The sequence below is a fragment of the Dorea longicatena genome (assembly GCF_024168045.1).
Taxonomy (GTDB): domain Bacteria; phylum Bacillota; class Clostridia; order Lachnospirales; family Lachnospiraceae; genus Dorea_A.
Genome location: NZ_CP100126.1, coordinates 1,484,820 through 1,502,430, shown reverse-complemented (window position 1 = coordinate 1,502,430; position 17,611 = coordinate 1,484,820). Strand labels below are relative to the sequence as shown.

General features: G+C 41.4%; 20 protein-coding genes. 17 read left to right on the top strand and 3 right to left on the bottom strand.

Features of this window, described 5'->3' with window-relative positions; translation table 11 throughout:
• Window positions 1–8 precede the first annotated feature (8 nt).
• Window positions 9–2,639 (top strand): hypothetical protein, encoded by a 2,631-nt coding sequence (locus NKF87_RS07075; protein WP_253583339.1) that lies wholly within the window; start codon window positions 9–11, stop codon window positions 2,637–2,639.
• Entirely contained in the window at window positions 2,632–3,396 is a 765-nt protein-coding gene (locus tag NKF87_RS07070; protein WP_253583338.1) for an ABC transporter ATP-binding protein, read from the top strand. The genes NKF87_RS07075 and NKF87_RS07070 overlap by 8 nt, the downstream gene beginning before the upstream one ends.
• Window positions 3,397–3,450: 54 nt before the next feature.
• On the opposite strand, the gene NKF87_RS07065 is transcribed toward NKF87_RS07070, so the two are convergent.
• The 3 genes from NKF87_RS07065 to NKF87_RS07055 are packed head-to-tail and all read right to left on the bottom strand — an operon-like array spanning window position 3,451 to window position 5,444.
• Window positions 3,451–4,359 carry a TlpA disulfide reductase family protein gene (locus NKF87_RS07065; RefSeq protein WP_161143598.1) on the bottom strand — a complete coding sequence of 303 codons (909 nt, stop codon included), beginning with the start codon at window positions 4,357–4,359 and terminating at the stop codon, window positions 3,451–3,453.
• A 40-nt stretch (window positions 4,360–4,399) separates the two neighbouring features.
• Window positions 4,400–5,308, bottom strand: coding sequence for a 4Fe-4S binding protein (locus NKF87_RS07060; RefSeq protein ID WP_253583337.1), 909 nt, complete (start codon window positions 5,306–5,308; stop codon window positions 4,400–4,402).
• Entirely contained in the window at window positions 5,301–5,444 is a 144-nt protein-coding gene (locus NKF87_RS07055; protein WP_044919706.1) for a CD1871A family CXXC motif-containing protein, read from the bottom strand. The genes NKF87_RS07060 and NKF87_RS07055 overlap by 8 nt, the downstream gene beginning before the upstream one ends.
• 93 nt (window positions 5,445–5,537) lie before the next feature.
• On the opposite strand from NKF87_RS07055, the gene NKF87_RS07050 reads away from it, so the two are divergent.
• The 15 genes from NKF87_RS07050 (at window position 5,538) to yqeK (ending at window position 17,609) form a co-directional block, all read left to right on the top strand.
• Window positions 5,538–6,221, top strand: coding sequence for a response regulator transcription factor (locus tag NKF87_RS07050; protein ID WP_006426539.1), 684 nt, complete (start codon window positions 5,538–5,540; stop codon window positions 6,219–6,221).
• Entirely contained in the window at window positions 6,221–7,381 is a 1,161-nt protein-coding gene (locus NKF87_RS07045) for a HAMP domain-containing sensor histidine kinase (protein WP_253583336.1), read from the top strand. The genes NKF87_RS07050 and NKF87_RS07045 overlap by 1 nt, the downstream gene beginning before the upstream one ends.
• A 289-nt stretch (window positions 7,382–7,670) precedes the next feature.
• Window positions 7,671–9,536, top strand: a complete 1,866-nt coding sequence (locus NKF87_RS07040; RefSeq protein WP_118377857.1) for a TIGR03960 family B12-binding radical SAM protein — start codon at window positions 7,671–7,673, stop codon at window positions 9,534–9,536.
• A gap of 19 nt (window positions 9,537–9,555) precedes the next feature.
• Window positions 9,556–10,254: a TIGR03936 family radical SAM-associated protein gene (locus NKF87_RS07035; RefSeq protein WP_055284271.1), complete on the top strand. Its 699-nt coding sequence runs from the start codon at window positions 9,556–9,558 to the stop codon at window positions 10,252–10,254.
• 42 nt (window positions 10,255–10,296) lie between these two features.
• Window positions 10,297–10,779 (top strand): Cys-tRNA(Pro) deacylase, encoded by a 483-nt coding sequence (gene ybaK / locus NKF87_RS07030; RefSeq protein ID WP_028085907.1) that lies wholly within the window; start codon window positions 10,297–10,299, stop codon window positions 10,777–10,779.
• 217 nt (window positions 10,780–10,996) lie between these two features.
• Window positions 10,997–12,328 carry an aspartate kinase gene (locus tag NKF87_RS07025; protein ID WP_253583335.1) on the top strand — a complete coding sequence of 444 codons (1,332 nt, stop codon included), beginning with the start codon at window positions 10,997–10,999 and terminating at the stop codon, window positions 12,326–12,328.
• A 25-nt stretch (window positions 12,329–12,353) separates the two neighbouring features.
• Window positions 12,354–12,767: a CBS domain-containing protein gene (locus NKF87_RS07020; RefSeq protein WP_055284222.1), complete on the top strand. Its 414-nt coding sequence runs from the start codon at window positions 12,354–12,356 to the stop codon at window positions 12,765–12,767.
• Between the two features lies 1 nt (window position 12,768).
• Window positions 12,769–13,557, top strand: a complete 789-nt coding sequence (locus NKF87_RS07015; RefSeq protein ID WP_253583334.1) for an amidohydrolase family protein — start codon at window positions 12,769–12,771, stop codon at window positions 13,555–13,557.
• A 146-nt stretch (window positions 13,558–13,703) separates the two neighbouring features.
• Entirely contained in the window at window positions 13,704–14,012 is a 309-nt protein-coding gene (gene rplU, locus NKF87_RS07010) for a 50S ribosomal protein L21 (protein ID WP_028085911.1), read from the top strand.
• Window positions 14,013–14,027: 15 nt separating this feature from the next.
• Entirely contained in the window at window positions 14,028–14,357 is a 330-nt protein-coding gene (locus NKF87_RS07005; RefSeq protein WP_028085912.1) for a ribosomal-processing cysteine protease Prp, read from the top strand.
• Window positions 14,358–14,362: 5 nt separating this feature from the next.
• On the top strand, window positions 14,363–14,644 hold the full coding sequence (gene rpmA / locus NKF87_RS07000; RefSeq protein ID WP_016225477.1) for a 50S ribosomal protein L27: 282 nt from the start codon (window positions 14,363–14,365) through the stop codon (window positions 14,642–14,644).
• 104 nt (window positions 14,645–14,748) lie between these two features.
• A complete protein-coding gene (gene obgE, locus NKF87_RS06995; protein WP_117597468.1) occupies window positions 14,749–16,029 on the top strand; it encodes a GTPase ObgE in 1,281 nt (426 codons plus the stop codon).
• Window positions 16,030–16,073: 44 nt separating this feature from the next.
• Entirely contained in the window at window positions 16,074–16,367 is a 294-nt protein-coding gene (gene yhbY, locus NKF87_RS06990; protein ID WP_028085914.1) for a ribosome assembly RNA-binding protein YhbY, read from the top strand.
• A gap of 18 nt (window positions 16,368–16,385) precedes the next feature.
• A complete protein-coding gene (gene nadD / locus NKF87_RS06985; protein WP_253583333.1) occupies window positions 16,386–16,991 on the top strand; it encodes a nicotinate-nucleotide adenylyltransferase in 606 nt (201 codons plus the stop codon).
• A gap of 33 nt (window positions 16,992–17,024) precedes the next feature.
• On the top strand, window positions 17,025–17,609 hold the full coding sequence (gene yqeK, locus NKF87_RS06980) for a bis(5'-nucleosyl)-tetraphosphatase (symmetrical) YqeK (RefSeq protein ID WP_253583332.1): 585 nt from the start codon (window positions 17,025–17,027) through the stop codon (window positions 17,607–17,609).
• Window positions 17,610–17,611: the final 2 nt, after the last annotated feature.

Here is a 17,611-nt window from a genome sequence, read left to right as displayed (position 1 = left end):
GGGTGAATATGAAAGAAACAAAGAAAAGAAGATATATTGTATCGACAATTATGTACGGTATGATTTTGATTTTTATTCAGCTTCCGTGGGTGGTTTTGAAAGGGAAAAATTACAGTATATATGCAGCATATTTCCGAATCAAAGAAAAAGGAATAAAAGCACTTTCGGAGATGGCAGCGTCTGACTGGGATGGGAATATTACGATAATCAGGATACAGTTAATACTGCTTATTGTATTTCAGATTGTGATTGTATTACATATAGTGACGCAGTGGCTGCATAAGGAATATTATCTGAATATCGCTGCGTTAGTTGTTCTAGGTGTATATATTGTGGTGAATGAATCCGGATTTGGAATGCTTGCGGATAATTCAACAAAAACGATTCTGATTTCTGCAATCATCATGATATTTGTTATGGCAGAAGTGCTGATCAGAAAAATGCTTGATGTATGGAAAGATGCCAAGGAATCAGCAGAAATATTTGCGGAAAAGGAACGGGAAGAAAAAGAAGAAGAGCGCAGGAGATTATATTTTCCGGGGAATTATACCAAACTTTTTTATCAGATGGTCTGGCACAATTTTAAATATGACTGGAAAGATTACGGCCTCCTGCTGTTCTGTGGCGTAATCGTTTCTGCATTCTCCTTTGCAGGACTTGGAATATATCAGATGATGGCGAAGGCTCACCGGGCAGAGAATTTCCTGCTGGGTGAAGGACTTGGAAGGATATTGCTGAATGCAATGCTTCCGATGGCGGTATGTGCCATCTTTTTGATGGTGTTTGTTCTCGTATTTTACATGAAAAAATGGACGCAGAATTACAGTGTATTCGTGACGCTGGGAATTCGAAAAAAAGCGTTGTATACGATTATTGGGATAGAGATCGTAGTCGCTTTTTTGTGTTCGCTGATTGCCGGCGGTCTATTGGGAAATATGATCATGTTTCTGTTCCGGAAAGTGATTTTCTCAATGCTGGCAAAAGGAATTGTTCTGTCAAAGGTGACGTGGCTTACTTATGTGAAAGGTACGTTGGTGGTGTTGGCAGTGTATATAATTGTATTGATGGCGACCAGGGATATCGTATCGGATTTCAATCTGGTCAGGGCATCGATCAGAAACATTGCAAAAGAACCTATGCCGCAGAGGAGGACAAAGTTATTCATAACAGCCGGAATCATAATCTGTATGATCGCTATATTCGAATACCGGCAGTTGAGAAATCATGAAAGTATGTATCTGCTCTTTGCATTCTTTGCGGGTATATTTTTACTGATTCGTTTTGTAGGAGCCGGATATTTGAGACGTGCAAAAAAGACACCGGCATATCTGCCACAGATGCTGAACCGGAATCATTTGTATTATAAATCAAAGACAACTGCAAGGTATGTGCTGGCACTTACAATATTGAACGTATGCGCAGTGTTTTACTTTCTGTTTCAGGTAGTTTCGGTAACGATTGCAGAGGAGCCGGAAAGTCTGTATCCGTATGATTTTGTCTGTATTGCAGATGATGGAGATGATGCGATTTTTGATAGGATAAAAAACGGTTATCAGGCAAAAATCATAGAATATCCGATGGTGCGCGTGGCAAATGCAGATAAGACAGAACAAAACGAAGGCGTGCAACAAGGAAAAAGACCGCAGGGACAACAGATCGGGATTTCTGAATCGACATACAAACAATTGAAAAAATATGTAGATCCATCGTATAAGGAAGAAGCAATGCATCTTGATCGAAATGGAAAGAAGATATATCTGGTGCACCAACAGGATCGCTCCGTGAAGGCACAGCCGGTGGATTGGACATTTGGAAAGAAGAAACCATTTTTGCATATCGGTCTTCCGTGTGAATATTATACCTTATATTCGCCGAGCAAAGCATATCCGAAAAGAACAATAGAAGGGGAAGAAATTGGAAGTCTGATTGGATGTTTCCGTCAGGGAAAACTGGAAAATATCGTTGTATTCTCGGATGCATATTTCAAGAAAGCACAGGGAATGTGGAAATACACGAACATATTAACCGGAGACAAGATAGAAGAAAAGGCCTTGCGAATAGATGGTGTCACAATTAAGCAGGGTCCGACGAAGCTTGTACTGATCCAGGCAGACCCAAAATACCAGAAAGCAATTGAAAAGAAAATGAAAAAGCTGGAAAAGAATCATACATATGAAGCGCAGTATGATTTCGAAGTACATTGCTGGTATTCAAAAAAGACGGCAGTCAATGATCTGAAGACAGAATATACGATGAAACTGATCATAAATACATTCGTATTGCTTACAATGACCATCTTCGGCCTTTTCCTGATGTATATTAAATCGTTATCAGAAATGAGTGATAAGAAAGTAAGGGCTGACTTTTTGAAATGTATGGGAATGCGAAAGAAAGAACGAGTATCACTCCTGAAAAGAGAACTGTATTACTTTTACTGGCTGCCGGAGCTGATAACGATAGTCGTGACCAGTATCTTTACAGCAGCAACGTTTCATGCCCGGATGTATACGCATGCCGTCAGAATTGCATGGCTGAAACATGCTGTCTGGATATGGCTTATGTATCTGGCAGTACAGTGGGGCTTTGCATGGATATTAGGAAGATTTATCATTCGAAAGGTGGAAGGAAAAGATGAATAAACGGGAAGTTATGAAAGTGGAGAACCTTGTCCGGAATTATAAAATGGTTCATTCTGACAGACAGGATGAAGAAGAAATTAAAGTTTTAAAAGGGCTGGATTTTACCATTGAAGAACAGGAATTTGTCGGGATCATGGGAAAATCAGGCTGCGGTAAGACAACACTTTTAAAAGTGCTTGGCTTGATCGACAAACCGACTTCCGGGAAGATTTTCTTTACGGGAAAGGATGCGTCAGAATTATGGAGTGATGAACTGGCGGATATACGAAGAAGAGAGATTGGATTTGTGTTTCAGGATTTTTATCTGTTAAATAGTCTGTCTGTAAAGGAGAACATCATGCTGCCGATGGTGTTGGACAAGGCAGCGGTTGATAAGTGTTATAAGAATGTAGAAGCATATGCCAAAAACTTTGGTTTATCACACCTTCTCGAGAAGCAGCCATATGAAGTATCCGGCGGAGAAAAACAGAGAGTTGCAATCTGCCGTGCGCTGATCAATAACCCGGATCTGATCCTCGCAGATGAACCGACCGGAAACCTCGATTCCAAGTCCGGGAAGATCGTGATTGATGCATTGAAGGACATTAATGAACATATGGGAAAGACGATTATTATGGTCACACATGACCCACAGATGGCAAGCTATTGCAGCCGGCTGATCCTGTTGAAAGATGGTGTGATACTGGAAGATCTGAAGAACAGTGGGGATCAGGAGGCATTTTATCAGGAGATTCTTGGGAAGATGAAAGAGTTGTAAAAGATTCACAAAAAGAGCTCTCTGTGGAATACACAGGGAGCCTTTTGCATATTTTTATTTTTTTGTGCTATCAGCATCGATGACAGACTGAATCTGTTTCATCAAAGTATCATAGTTATCTTGATTATCAATTCCGCCGAGCATCGGATCACCTACAATATTACCATTTCTATCGACCAGTATTGTTGTAGGAAATGCCATGATATCGGATGCGTATTTCCCTGCATCTGAAGAAGAGTCAATGGAAAGATTGCGATATTTAGCACCCTGCTTTTCGAGAATAGTCTTTGCTTCTTTTATAGCAGTTTTGTTTCCGTCGAAGGTTTCTGTGTTGATACCTACAACTTCTCCACCCATTGATTTGATTGCATCGTTTAATTCGTTAAGTTTAGATAATTCGGCAACACAAGGTTTGCAGCCGGTGAACCAGAAATTGATGACAGTTACTGCATTTTTGGAAAACAGGCTTTCATCAACAGAATTCCCATCATAATCCTGACCAGAGAAATTCTTGAAAGGAGATGCGTCTTTGGAACTGTTTTTCTGATCAGTCTTATCAGATCCTGTATTTTTCTTTTCAATCTCAGCGATCTGTTCCTCGATTTTTCGGATAGTTTCAATATCAGCGGTAAGTGTTTTCAGCTCGTCATCTGTAAAAGACTCCTTGTTTGATTCAACAGTGTCAGCCAGAGAATCCGCATAATTTCCATTTGGATCCGCAGCACTTTTACTCATCATGCCAAATGCTTTGTTCCATACATCTTCATGATCTGCGAAGATCTGATTTTCCTGCTGATATAAATCATTCAGTTTAGAGTCGGAATCGTCTGCAGATTTTGAGCCGGATTCAGTCTTGGTATTCTGAGATTTTTCTGTGTCTGCAGTTCCTTTCCCGCTACATGCTGTAAATAATAATGCTATGCAAAGTGTTAAAATAGAGAGAAATGTTCTTTTTGTTTTCATAAATAATTGCTCCTTAAAATAATAGTAATAAAATTAATAGTTACCGGTTGGTTATGGTTGATTGCTGCTGTTCTTTTTTGGGGCATGTTTTTCCCAGAAACTGATATTGGATCGCATCTTTTGGACAAGCCTTGATGCATGCCCCGCATCGTATACATTCTGGATGATTCGGAGTCTTGCACACATCAATATCCATTTTACATGCCTTTGAACATTGATTGCATCCGACACATTTGCTGCCTTCAACTTTAATATTAAGAAAGCTGATCTTATTAAATAATGAATAGATCGCTCCAAGAGGACAGATCCATTTACAGAACGGCCTGTAAAACAAAATACTCAACACAACAACTGTAATTAAAATAAGACATTTAAAAGAAAAAAGTGTTCCAAGTGCAGACCTTATAGCGGTATTTCCAAGTGACAGTGGTATGGCTCCTTCCAAAACACCTTGTGGGCAAATGTATTTACAGAAGAATGGATCCCCCATCCCTATAGAATTCGTTACAAACAATGGCAGAAGAATAACGAAAACAATGAGGATTATATATTTCAGGTATCTTAGCGGTTTCAACCGGGCTGTGGAAAATTTTTTCCCGGGGATTTTATGAAGTAAATCCTGAAACCAGCCAAACGGGCATAAAAAACCACAGATAAATCTTCCGAGTGTCACACCGAGCAGAATGAAAAAACCGGTTATGTAATATGAAAATTTAAATCGGGAGGATCCGATAACCGCCTGAAAGGCTCCAATGGGGCAGGCTCCTGTCGCAGCAGGACAGGAATAGCAGTTTAATCCTGGCACACATACTGTTTTAATCTTGCCCTGATATATTTTGCCTTTAAGTAAATTGGAAATATGGATATTGGTAAGTAATGTGGCAATTGCCTGTATCCATCCCCGTATTCTGGCAACTTTTTTTGATAGTAATTTCGTTTTTTTATCCAATTCCAACACACTCCAGACATAATTTTATTGCTTTGCCAAAGACGGCAGCAGCTTCACCTCGGATCACACCATAGCCAATCATGGCTGTACCTGTGATGAATATTACAAATTGAAATATTTTTTTGCACTTCAAGATTTTGTTACTCCTTTCGTTGGTTGTATTTGTTGACCAGCTGACTTCGGTATTATACAATAGTTAGTGTGAAATTTTCGTTAAGAAGAGGGTGGAATGATTTTGAGATTATTAATAGTTGAAGATGAAAAACAAATATGTGATGCGGTTGCGAAAAGTCTGTATGATGCCGGGTACGAGGTGGATACCTGTTATGATGGGGAAGAGGCATTGGAATACATCCTGACAGAAAATTATGATTTGATTGTTCTGGATCTGAATCTGCCCGGCATGGATGGGATGGAAATCCTAAAAGAACTCAGACAGAGCAATGAGGAGACAAAGGTTCTTATATTATCGGCAAGAGGGCAGATTGCAGATAAAGTCGAAGGGTTGGATGCTGGTGCGAATGATTATATGGAAAAGCCGTTTCATCTACAGGAACTTGAGGCTCGTATCAGAAGTCTGACAAGAAGGAAATTTGTACAAAAGGATGTATGTCTGGAAAGTGGCGATATCATGTTCGACACGATAAAACGTGAGGCATATGCAAAGGAAACAAAGATTTCCCTGACAAGAAAAGAAAAAGGAATTTTGGAATATTTGCTTCTTAACCTGGGAAGACCGGTAAGTCAAGAGGAATTGATGGAGCATGTCTGGGATGCATCTGTGGATAGCTTCAGTGGAGCCATCCGGGTGCATATGTCTTCGCTAAGGAGAAAGCTTAAGGCAGTGCTTGGATATGATGCGATTATGAATAAGGTGGGAGAAGGATATAAAATACGAGAGGAGTCTGATTGATGAAAAAAATGTCACTGCAGTGGAGACTTACGTGTATAACTACATTGTGTATTGCGATTATATGTGGGTGCCTGACAATGTTCGTCTATAAAAATGGTGTGTATTATATGGATTCCCTGCAAAAGGCTGTTGACGCTCAGGGAGATGACAGCGGAGGTGGTTCGGAAGAAATATACATCACCATACCAGAGGATAAGTGGGATGAGTTCTCAAATGATTTTTCTGTTCAAGTGTACAATAATAAAGAAGACTACAAAAGAAACAGTCTGATAGTTTCGGCTTTATTGGCTCTCCTTGGTGGAGTGGCCGCATATTTTATAAGTGGACATGCGCTTAAACCAATTCGTGAGTTTTCTGATAAAATTGAAGAAGTGCAGGCTCAAAACCTGGCAGATTCGGGAATAGAAGAATGTAAGATTAAAGAACTGAATCAGCTTAGTGTTTCGTATAACAAGATGCTTGAACGCCTCTCGGATGCATTTGAGATACAGAGACAATTTACTGCGAGTGCAGCACATGAGCTTCGAACTCCATTATCGTTAATGCAGGTACAGCTTGACTTGTATCATTCCACTCAGCATCCGGGCAGTGATGCAGACACCGTACAGATGATAAAGATGTTGACGGAACAAAATGACAGGCTTGGCAAGATGGTAAAAACACTTCTTGACATGAGTGAGCTTCAGACTGTAGGACGGGATGAAAAAATTATCCTTAATGATCTCGTTGACGAGGTATTGGAAGATTTGGAACCTCTTGCACAGGAAAAGAATATAAAACTTATTGGAAAATATAAGAATATAACGATGATTGGAAGTGATATCCTTATTTATAGGCTGGTATACAATCTTGTTGAGAATGCTATAAAATACAATCATTCAGATGGACAGGTTACAGTAAATGCATACAAAAAACAAAAACATATTTACCTGTCAGTAGAGGATACCGGAAGCGGAATTCCGAAAGAACTCAGGGAACGTGTATTTGAACCATTCTTTCGCGTGGATAAATCCAGAAGCCGAGAGCTTGGTGGTGTAGGACTTGGACTTGCTCTGGTTCATGAGATCGTGAGAGTGCACGATGGCAGTATCAGCATTAAGTCAAACCCTGCAGGTGGAACAATCTTTGAGGTGATTTTTGACCAGAAATCAAAGGAATAGTTATTCAAAAAAAGAACAAAAAAAGATGCTTGTAAATAGGATTGACTCCTAACGGATTACCATATATTATTATATATTAGTAAACATTGCTGAACATTGGTAAACGTTAGTCAGTATTTAGTGTTTTGCAGGTTTTGTAGTAATTTGCGATTTTGACCCCAAAATGCGACGAAAAACAGAAAAAAAACAGGCAGAAAAAAAGCCTAAAAAAAAGAAAATAATTAAAGATTTACGAAAAAAACAATAAGAAAATTATTGTGCAACATGTACAAAAATACAAGGAGATTTAATGAGAAAGCTTGCGTTAAATGATGAAATATTACTAAAAATAGAGAAACCGGCACGTTATATCGGGAATGAAGTGAACTCAGTCATGAAAGACCCTGAAAAGGTGTCTATTAGATTTGCCATGTGCTTCCCGGACGTTTACGAAATAGGAATGTCGCATCTGGGAATACAGATCCTTTATGACATGTTCAACCGCCGGGATGATGTGTGGTGTGAACGTGTCTATTCGCCGTGGACCGATCTGGATCAGATTATGAGAGAACAGAAGATTCCGCTGTTCGCACTGGAGTCGCAGGATCCGATTAAGGATTTCGATTTTCTTGGAATCACGATCCAGTATGAGATGTGTTATACCAACATTTTACAGGTGTTGGACTTAAGTGGGATTCCGATGCAGGCAGCAGACCGTACCTGGGATGATCCAATTGTGATCGGCGGGGGACCTTGTACGTATAATCCGGAACCGCTGGCGGAGTTCTTTGACCTTTTTTACATGGGGGAAGGCGAGACAGTCTATGATGAACTGCTAAATGTCTACAAAGAGAACAAGAAACGTGGCGGGACGAGAAAAGAATTTCTGGAGATGGCAGCAGAAATCGAAGGAATCTATGTGCCTGCGTTCTATGATGTGACATATAAGGAAGACGGAACGATCGAGAGCTTCCGTCCGAACAATCCACATGCAAAAGAAAAGATCAAAAAGCAGGTGGTTATGGACATGACCGGTGCAACGTATCCGGAGAAACCGGTCGTGCCGTTTATCAAGGCAACACAGGATAGAGTTGTTCTTGAGATTCAGAGAGGCTGTATCCGTGGATGCCGTTTCTGCCAGGCCGGAATGTTATACCGTCCAACCCGTGAAAAGGATGTAGAGGTATTAAAAGAATATGCATACAAGATGTTAAAGAGTACCGGACACGAGGAGATTTCCCTCAGTTCATTAAGCTCCAGTGATTACAGCCATTTAAGAGAACTGGTAACCTTCCTGATCGATGAGTTTAAATCTCAGGGAATCAATATCAGTCTTCCGTCCCTACGTATAGATGCATTTTCACTGGATGTGATGGGACAGGTACAGGATATCCGAAAGAGCAGCCTGACATTTGCACCGGAAGCCGGTTCGCAGAGAATGCGTAATGTGATCAACAAAGGCCTTACGGTAGAGGACATCATTGGGGGAGCCGGACAGGCGTTTGACGGTGGCTGGAATAAGGTAAAACTTTACTTTATGCTGGGACTTCCGACTGAAACCGAAGAGGACATGCGGGCAATCCCGGAACTTGCAGATCAGATTGCCAGACGTTACTATGAGATCCCGAAAGAGCAGCGGAATGGAAAATGTCAGATTACAACGAGTACATCATTCTTCATTCCAAAGCCGTTCACACCATTCCAGTGGGCAAGAATGTATACGAATGAAGAATACATTTCCAGAGCAGCGATCGTAAAGCATGCATTTAATGAACAGCTTAACCGAAAGAGCCTGAAGTATCACTGGCACGATGCGGAAGTTACTGTTCTGGAAGGTGTATTTGCAAGAGGTGATAGAAAAACTTCTGAAGTCATCAAAGAAGCTTACCGTCTGGGATGCCTGTATGACTCCTGGAGCGATCAGTTTGATAATGACAAATGGATGCAGGCATTTGAAAATACGGGCATTGATATCGCATTCTATAATCTCAGGGAAAGGCCTTTAGATGAGGTGTTCCCATGGGATTTCATCGATATCGGCGTAACAAAAGAATTCCTGAAACAAGAGTGGAATCATGCAATGAATGCAGAAGTAACACCGAACTGCCGTATGAAATGTTCCGGTTGCGGTGTCGCAAAATGGAAAGGAGGTGTCTGTATTGAAAGTAAGAATTAAATTCCGCAAATATGGAGTCATGCGTTTCATCGGACACCTGGATGTGATGCGTTATTTCCAGAAGGCGATCCGCAGGGCAGAGATTCCGATTGCATTTACAACTGGATACAGCCCGCATATGATCATGTCATTCGCACAGCCGCTCGGAGTCGGTGTGACAAGTGATGGGGAATATTTTGATATCGAGATCACGAAACCGATTTCTTCCGAAAACGCGGTTGCGCAGTTGAATGCAGTGATGGTGGAAGGAATAGAAGTCATAAGCTTCCGTGAGATTTCATCGGATAAGAAAGCCAGTGGTATGACGATCGTTGCTGCCGCAGATTATAAAGTAACATTTCCTGAGACGTTCAGGCATGCAGAAGAGATCCGCGTGCTCCCGGAAAGCTGGAAAGGAAAGGTGGAGTCATTCATGGCGCAGCCGGAGATTGTGGTGTTGAAAAAGACCAAGCGAAGTGAAAAAGAAGTTGATATCAAACCGATGATCTACAAAATGGCTGCACTGGACGATGGCATCTATCTGTATCTTGCAACCGGAAGTGAGCAGAATCTGAAGCCGGATCTGGTGGCAGAAGCGTTCTTGAAATTTGCAGGAGAAGATCCGGAAGAAACACCGGTGCATATTCATAGAATTGATGTGTATGCAAAGAATCCGGACGCAGAAGAAGGAAAGACAGAGTTCATTTCGCTGGATGGACTTGGGAAAGATATTTTATAAAGATATAACGGACTTCCATCAATCTGACAGGAGTGATTAAACATGAGTAAAAAGGAAGTAAAGACAAATGCCATGCGTATGCTGGACCGCGCAAAAGTTTCATATAGTTATGAAGAATATGAATGCGATGATTTTACAGACGGTATCCAGACCGCAGACAAACTTGGATACGACCACAAGCTGGTCTATAAGACGCTGGTAACAACGGGAAAAACAGGGAACCATTATGTATTCGTGATTCCGATCGAAGCCGAGATTGATTTTAAGAAAGCGGCAAAAGTTGTTGGTGAGAAATCACTGGAGATGCTGCATTTAAAGGATCTGACGAAAGTGACCGGATATGTCCGCGGGGGCTGCACGGCGATCGGCATGAAGAAGCAGTTCCCTACCGTGATTCAGGAAGATGCAAAGGAACTGGAATATATGCATGTCAGCGGCGGGAAACTTGGAATGCAGATCCGGCTTGCACCACAGGATCTTCAGAAGGTTGCAAAAGCAGAATTTGCAGATGTGATCCGCCCATAACCGCATGCAGTGATGCTGTGGGGAGAATCAGAGAGTACCTGAAAAGCATGTATATTTATGCAGTAGTTCTAAAAATCAATCGTTATTCCCGCACATATTAACACATTATTGCATTGAAGTGCGCACAAAAATGATGTAAGATAAATACAGTTACGTTTTTTATAGCGAAAGAATATGAATGCATTTCAGAAAATACTTGGTTGGAGGAATACGAAAAGTGAAAAAAGTTGTAAAATTTGGTGGTAGTTCGCTTGCAAGTGCCGAGCAGTTTAAAAAAGTAGGTAACATTATCAGAAAAGAGGAATCCAGAAGATATGTCATTCCGTCTGCACCTGGTAAACGTACGCCGGATGATACAAAAGTAACGGATATGTTATACAGTTGTTATGGACAGGCAATCCTTGGGGAAGATGCGGAAAAAGACTTTGAAGAGCAGTTAGAAGCAATCAAAGAGAGATATAACAGCATTATCAGAGGATTGGATCTGGAACTGAGTCTGGATGAGGAATTTAAGACAATCCGTACAAACTTCAGCAAGAAAATCGGAAGAGATTATGCGGCTTCCCGTGGAGAATATCTGAATGGTATCATTATGGCAGCATATCTTGGATATGAATTTATCGATGCTGCAGAAGTGATCGTATTTGATGAGAATGGTAATTTTGACGGAGATAAGACGCATGAGATCCTGTCTGCAAGACTGGAGAATACGGAACGTGCAGTCATCCCGGGATTCTACGGGGCAAAACCTGACGGAAGTATCCAGACATTTTCCCGTGGCGGATCTGATATTACAGGATCGATCGTTGCAAAGGCTGTGCATGCAGACATGTATGAGAACTGGACCGATGTATCTGGTTTCCTGATCGCTGATCCTAGAATCATCAAGAATCCAAAGCCGATCGATGTGATCACATACAGAGAATTGCGCGAGTTATCTTATATGGGAGCAACCGTACTTCATGAAGATGCAATCTTCCCGGTACGTAAAGAAGGCATTCCAATCAACATCCGCAATACCAATTCACCGGAAGATAAGGGAACTCTGATCGTAGAAGATACCTGCAGAAAACCTCGTTTTACGATCACTGGTATTGCCGGTAAGAAGGATTTCGCTTCTATCACGATCGAAAAAGCAATGATGAACTCAGAAGTCGGATTCTGCCGCAAGGTATTAGAAGTTTTTGAAAATAATCATATTTCTATTGAACACATGCCGTCAGGAATCGATACTATGACGATCTTCGTTCACAGAGATGAATTTGAAGAAAAAGAACAGGATGTCATTGCGGGAATTCACAGAGCCGTAGAGCCTGACTTCCTGGAACTGGAGTCAGATCTGGCACTGATTGCTGTTGTAGGAAGAGGTATGCGTGCGACCAGGGGAACTTCCGGACGTATATTTGCAGCACTTGCACATGCAAATGTCAATGTCAAGATGATCGATCAGGGTTCCAGTGAGCTGAATATCATCATTGGTGTCAGAAGCCATGATTTTAATGCTGCTATCAATGCGGTTTATGATATTTTTGTAAATACAATAGTTTAATAAATTGGGGAGGCTTTCATTAGCTATGAATATTATGTTTTTTCTGAAGCCGAAAAGTGATCTTGCTTACATTTATGATTATCACACTTTGCGACAGGCTTTGGAGATTATGGAATATCACAAGTATTCCTGTGTACCGATATTAAATAAAGAGGGGAAATATGTCGGTTCTATCACAGAGGGAGATCTTTTATGGTCACTGAAGGAGCTGGATCTATTTAATATTAAAGAGGCAGAATCAATCAGTATCATGAAGATTAAAAGACGTGTGGATTATCAGTGCGTGACAGCAGAATCGAATATGGAAGATCTGATCGGACGCGCAATGGAACAGAATTTTGTTCCGGTGATCGATGATCAGGGACATTTCATCGGAATTATCACCAGAAGAGATATTATAGGTTACTGTTATGACAGATTAAAAGAATGTGGAGAGTAAAATGATCATTGATTTTCATACACACATATTTCCAGATAAGATAGCCGGGCGGACGCTCGACTATCTTTCTGACATTTTTGGAGCAAGTCCGTTTGCAGACGGAACACATACCGGACTTTGTGATTCTATGAAGAAAGCGGGAGTTGATGTTTCTGTTTCACTTCCGGCGGTGACGAAAGTATCGCAGGTAGAATCTATTAACCGTTTTGCTTCTGCTTTTACAGAAGGGACAGTTATTTCATTCGGAGGAATCCATCCGGAATGTGAAAATTATAAAGAAATATTAAAAGAGATCAAAAATCTGGGATTGAAGGGAATCAAACTTCATCCGGATTATCAGGATATGTATTTTGATGATATCCGTTATGAACACATTGTCGATACAGCATCGGAACTTGGACTTATCACGGTAGTCCATGCCGGAGCGGATCCGAAATGTCCAAAAGATGTACATTGCACGCCAAAGATGGCAAGAAAGCTTCTGGATGATGTAAAGCCGGAAAAACTGGTACTTGCCCATATGGGTGGAAACGAAATGTGGGATGAGGTGGAAAAATATCTGGTAGGGCAGAATGTATATTTTGATACGGGTGTCATTCTGGATAGAATGCCGGAGGAACAGTTCTTGCGGATGGTACATATGCATGGCGCAGACAGGATCCTGTTCGGAACGGATTCTCCATGGGCCGATCAGAAGAAATTTGTGACATTATTCGATCAGATGCCGTTGACAGAGGAAGAGAAGATGGCAGTCTTTTCAGGAAATGCGAAAAAACTGCTTGGAATATAAAAGATAAAAAATATTTCTGATAATGCTTGCATTTTCGGAAAACATATGCTATTATCTTCTAGTATGCCGCACAGTGAGGTTGAAGTTCTGCCGGAATCATCAGTCAGACACCGTAACTGGCGAGTAATGATAATAGGAGGTGCCATATGTACGCAATTATAGCAACAGGTGGTAAACAGTACAAAGTAGCCGAAGGCGATATCATTAAAGTAGAGAAACTTGGTGTAGAGGCTGGAGAGACTTTTACATTTGACCAGGTTCTTGCAGTAAGTGACAACGGATTAAAAGTTGGTAATCCGACAGTTGCAGGTGCAACAGTTGAAGCTTCTGTAGTTGAAAACGGTAAAGCTAGAAAAGTTATCGTTTACAAGTACAAGAGAAAATCTGGATACCACAAGAAAAACGGTCACAGACAGCAGTATACTGCAGTTAAGATTGAAAAAATCAACGCTTAATATTGGAGAGCATCCATGATTCATGTAACGATCTTTCAGAACAAGTATAAAGAGTGTGTAGGTTTTCAGACGGAAGGACATGCCGAATATGCAAATCCGGGACAGGATATTGTATGTGCCGCTGCTTCTATTCTGGTAATCAACACAATAAATGCAATTGAAGAATTTACGGAAGATGACGCAAGTCTGATTTCGGAAGATGAGACGGGAATGATTTCTTATCATCTGAATCATCCTTCAAAAGATGCAAGACTTTTGCTGAATGCAATGATTCTTGGCCTGGAACAGATGGTAGATGATGACAACTATGCAGAATATATTGATTTAACATTCGAGGAGGTGTAACAACCATGATGAAATTAAACCTTCAGTTTTTCGCTCATAAAAAAGGTGTAGGTTCTACAAAGAACGGTAGAGATTCTGAGTCTAAAAGACTTGGTGCTAAAAGAGCTGATGGACAGTTTGTAAAAGCTGGTAACATTCTTTACAGACAGCGCGGAACAAAGATTCACCCGGGAATCAATGTAGGACGCGGCGGTGACGATACATTATTCGCACTCGTTGATGGCGTTGTAAGATTTGAAAGAAAAGGAAGAGATAAGAAACAGGTTTCTATCTATCCAGTAGCTTAATTATGAGTTGAAAAAGTGCGTTGCAATGATTAACTTCTTTCGGTTATGATGCAGCGCGCTTTTTTTGACTTCCGTTTATTTATTATAGATGAAAGGAATACAGTATGTTTGCAGACAGAGCAAGGATATTTATTAGAGCAGGAAAAGGCGGAGACGGTCATGTGAGTTTCCGGCGCGAGAAGTATGTAGCGAATGGAGGTCCGGATGGCGGTGACGGCGGACGTGGCGGTGACGTTATATTTGAAGTCGACGAAGGACTGAATACGCTTCAGGATTACAGGCACAAGAGAAAATTTACAGCAAGAGACGGTGAACAGGGCGGTAAACGCAGATGCCATGGTGCGGACGGTGAAGATATTGTCCTGAAAGTTCCGGAGGGAACGGTTATTAAAGAATCAGAATCCGGTAAAGTCATCGCAGATATGTCCGGAGACAACCGCAGACAGATCATCTTAAAAGGTGGCAAAGGTGGTCTTGGAAACCAGCATTTTGCAACTGCAACCATGCAGGTTCCAAAGTATGCACAGCCGGGACAGCCTGCAAAAGAATTGTATGTTGATCTGGAATTAAAAGTGATCGCTGATGTAGGGCTTGTGGGATTTCCGAATGTCGGAAAGTCTACGTTCTTATCACGCGTAACTAACGCACAGCCGAAGATTGCCAATTATCATTTTACAACACTGAATCCAAATCTTGGTGTTGTAGATCTTCCGGATGCGAATGGATTTGTAATTGCAGATATTCCAGGACTGATCGAAGGAGCATCAGAGGGTGTCGGACTTGGACATCAGTTCCTGCGTCATATCGAACGCACCAAACTGATGATCCATGTAGTAGATGCGGCTGGAACAGAAGGACGGGATCCGGTAGATGATATCTATAAGATCAACAACGAATTAAAGGCATATAATGCTGACATTGCGAACCGTCCACAGGTGATCGCAGCGAATAAGATTGATGCGATCTTTACAGAGGATGATCCGGTACAGCGCCTGAAAGACGAATTCGAACCACAGGGAGTAAAAGTATTTCCGATTTCCGGAGTAACCGGACAGGGAATTAAGGAATTACTTTATTATGTATCGAACGAATTACAGCATCTGGATCAGGAGACAATTGTATTTGAACAGGAATATTTCCCTGAGGAAGAGATTCCTATGAACGATCTTCCGTATACAGTCGAAAAAGAAGACGATATGTACGTGGTAGAAGGGCCGAAGATCGAAAAGATGCTGGGATATACAAATCTGGATTCCGAGAGAGGATTTGCATTTTTCCAGAAATTCCTCAAGGATTCAGGAATTCTGGAGCAGCTTGAAGAAGCTGGTATCCAGGAGGGAGATACAGTACGAATGTATGGCCTGCAGTTTGACTATTACAAATAATAGTTCAGATGCGGTCCGTTGATGGTATAAAGAGGAGATTAAAGATGACAACAAAACAGAGAGCTTATTTAAAAGGTCTTGCTATGAATTTAGATCCAATCTTCCAGATTGGAAAGAACAGCATGACACCGGAAGTTACCAAAGCTATCCAGGAGGCACTGGACGCAAGAGAACTGATCAAAGTCAGTGTACTTAAGAACTGCGCAGATGATCCGCGTGCACTTGCAGAAGTGATCGCAGAACGTACACATTCACAGGTCGTACAGGTAATCGGTAAGAAGATCGTATTATATAAAGAAGGCAAAGACAAACACAAGAAGATAGAGCTGCCAAAATAATACAGGTAGGAGATTCAAATGAAGATAGGGATTATGGGAGGAACCTTTGATCCGGTCCATAACGGGCATCTGATGCTGGGACATGCTGCATATAAAGCATTTTCCCTGGATCAGATCTGGTTTATGCCGAACGGGAACCCTCCGCATAAAAAGAGCGAGACAATAAAATCCACTGCAGAAGACCGGATGAAGATGACCAGTCTTGCGATTGCACCGTTTCCAGAGTTTGTTCTGCAGCCATACGAGGCATTGAGAGCGGAAGTATCCTGTTCTTACCAGACGATGGAACATTTTAGCAAAATATATCCGGACGATGAATTCTATTTTATCATTGGTGCGGACTCTCTTATGGCAATCGAGACGTGGATACATCCGGAACGAATCTTTCCGACATGCACAATTCTTGCTACCTATCGCAATGAGGTGAAGACAAAAGAGGAGATGAACAGACAGATACAATATTTGTCTGAAAAATATCATGCAAAGATACGTCTGCTGGAGACGCCTCTTATGCCTGTCTCATCTCATGAACTGCGTGCCAGTCTTCAGTCCGGGGATTCCGTCTCGGAATATATGCCGGCTGCTGTATGCAGTTATATAAAGCAGCATCATTTATATCGATAGTATCAGAGAAAAAACAAAAGAAGGAATACGGTAATGGATGAAAGAATCATAAAAATACAGCATGTGCTAAAGAAAGAACTGGACGATAACCGCTACCAGCATACTCTGGGTGTGATGTATACGGCCGCTTCGATGGCTATGCGTTATGATGTGGACGTGCTGAAAGCCCTGTATGCCGGTTTACTGCATGACTGCGCAAAATGTATCCCGAATGATAAGAAACTGCATCTGTGCGGGAAATACGGCTTTACAGTATCAGACATAGAAAGAGAGAACCCAAGTCTGCTGCATGCAAAACTGGGTGCCTGTCTGGCTCATGAAAAATATGGTGTGACAGATAAAGAGATTATTCATGCGATTGAAAGCCATACAACAGGGTGTCCGGCTATGACGATGCTGGAAAAAATCATATACATTGCGGATTATATCGAGCCGGGCAGAAGAGAACTGCCGAATATGGCGGCCGTAAGACGGCTTGCTTTTCAGAATATTGATGAATGTCTGTACCGGATTTTAAAAGATTCACTGGTATACCTGAACAGCAGGAAGATTGCGGTGGATCCTATGACACAAAAAACGTATGATTATTATAAAAAAGAAATGGGAAAGGAGGATTAAGT

Coding starts and splice junctions, on each gene's coding strand:
- NKF87_RS07040 (WP_118377857.1), top strand. CDS start 7,671: ATGAGAAAGCTTGCGTTAAATGATGAAATATTACTAAAAATAGAGAAA.
- rplU (WP_028085911.1), top strand. CDS start 13,704: ATGTACGCAATTATAGCAACAGGTGGTAAACAGTACAAAGTAGCCGAA.
- yhbY (WP_028085914.1), top strand. CDS start 16,074: ATGACAACAAAACAGAGAGCTTATTTAAAAGGTCTTGCTATGAATTTA.
- NKF87_RS07015 (WP_253583334.1), top strand. CDS start 12,769: ATGATCATTGATTTTCATACACACATATTTCCAGATAAGATAGCCGGG.
- NKF87_RS07045 (WP_253583336.1), top strand. CDS start 6,221: ATGAAAAAAATGTCACTGCAGTGGAGACTTACGTGTATAACTACATTG.
- NKF87_RS07005 (WP_028085912.1), top strand. CDS start 14,028: ATGATTCATGTAACGATCTTTCAGAACAAGTATAAAGAGTGTGTAGGT.
- NKF87_RS07020 (WP_055284222.1), top strand. CDS start 12,354: ATGAATATTATGTTTTTTCTGAAGCCGAAAAGTGATCTTGCTTACATT.
- NKF87_RS07070 (WP_253583338.1), top strand. CDS start 2,632: ATGAATAAACGGGAAGTTATGAAAGTGGAGAACCTTGTCCGGAATTAT.
- NKF87_RS07050 (WP_006426539.1), top strand. CDS start 5,538: ATGATTTTGAGATTATTAATAGTTGAAGATGAAAAACAAATATGTGAT.
- rpmA (WP_016225477.1), top strand. CDS start 14,363: ATGATGAAATTAAACCTTCAGTTTTTCGCTCATAAAAAAGGTGTAGGT.
- NKF87_RS07075 (WP_253583339.1), top strand. CDS start 9: ATGAAAGAAACAAAGAAAAGAAGATATATTGTATCGACAATTATGTAC.
- ybaK (WP_028085907.1), top strand. CDS start 10,297: ATGAGTAAAAAGGAAGTAAAGACAAATGCCATGCGTATGCTGGACCGC.
- NKF87_RS07035 (WP_055284271.1), top strand. CDS start 9,556: ATGCGTTTCATCGGACACCTGGATGTGATGCGTTATTTCCAGAAGGCG.
- obgE (WP_117597468.1), top strand. CDS start 14,749: ATGTTTGCAGACAGAGCAAGGATATTTATTAGAGCAGGAAAAGGCGGA.
- nadD (WP_253583333.1), top strand. CDS start 16,386: ATGAAGATAGGGATTATGGGAGGAACCTTTGATCCGGTCCATAACGGG.
- yqeK (WP_253583332.1), top strand. CDS start 17,025: ATGGATGAAAGAATCATAAAAATACAGCATGTGCTAAAGAAAGAACTG.
- NKF87_RS07065 (WP_161143598.1), bottom strand. CDS start 4,359: ATGAAAACAAAAAGAACATTTCTCTCTATTTTAACACTTTGCATAGCA.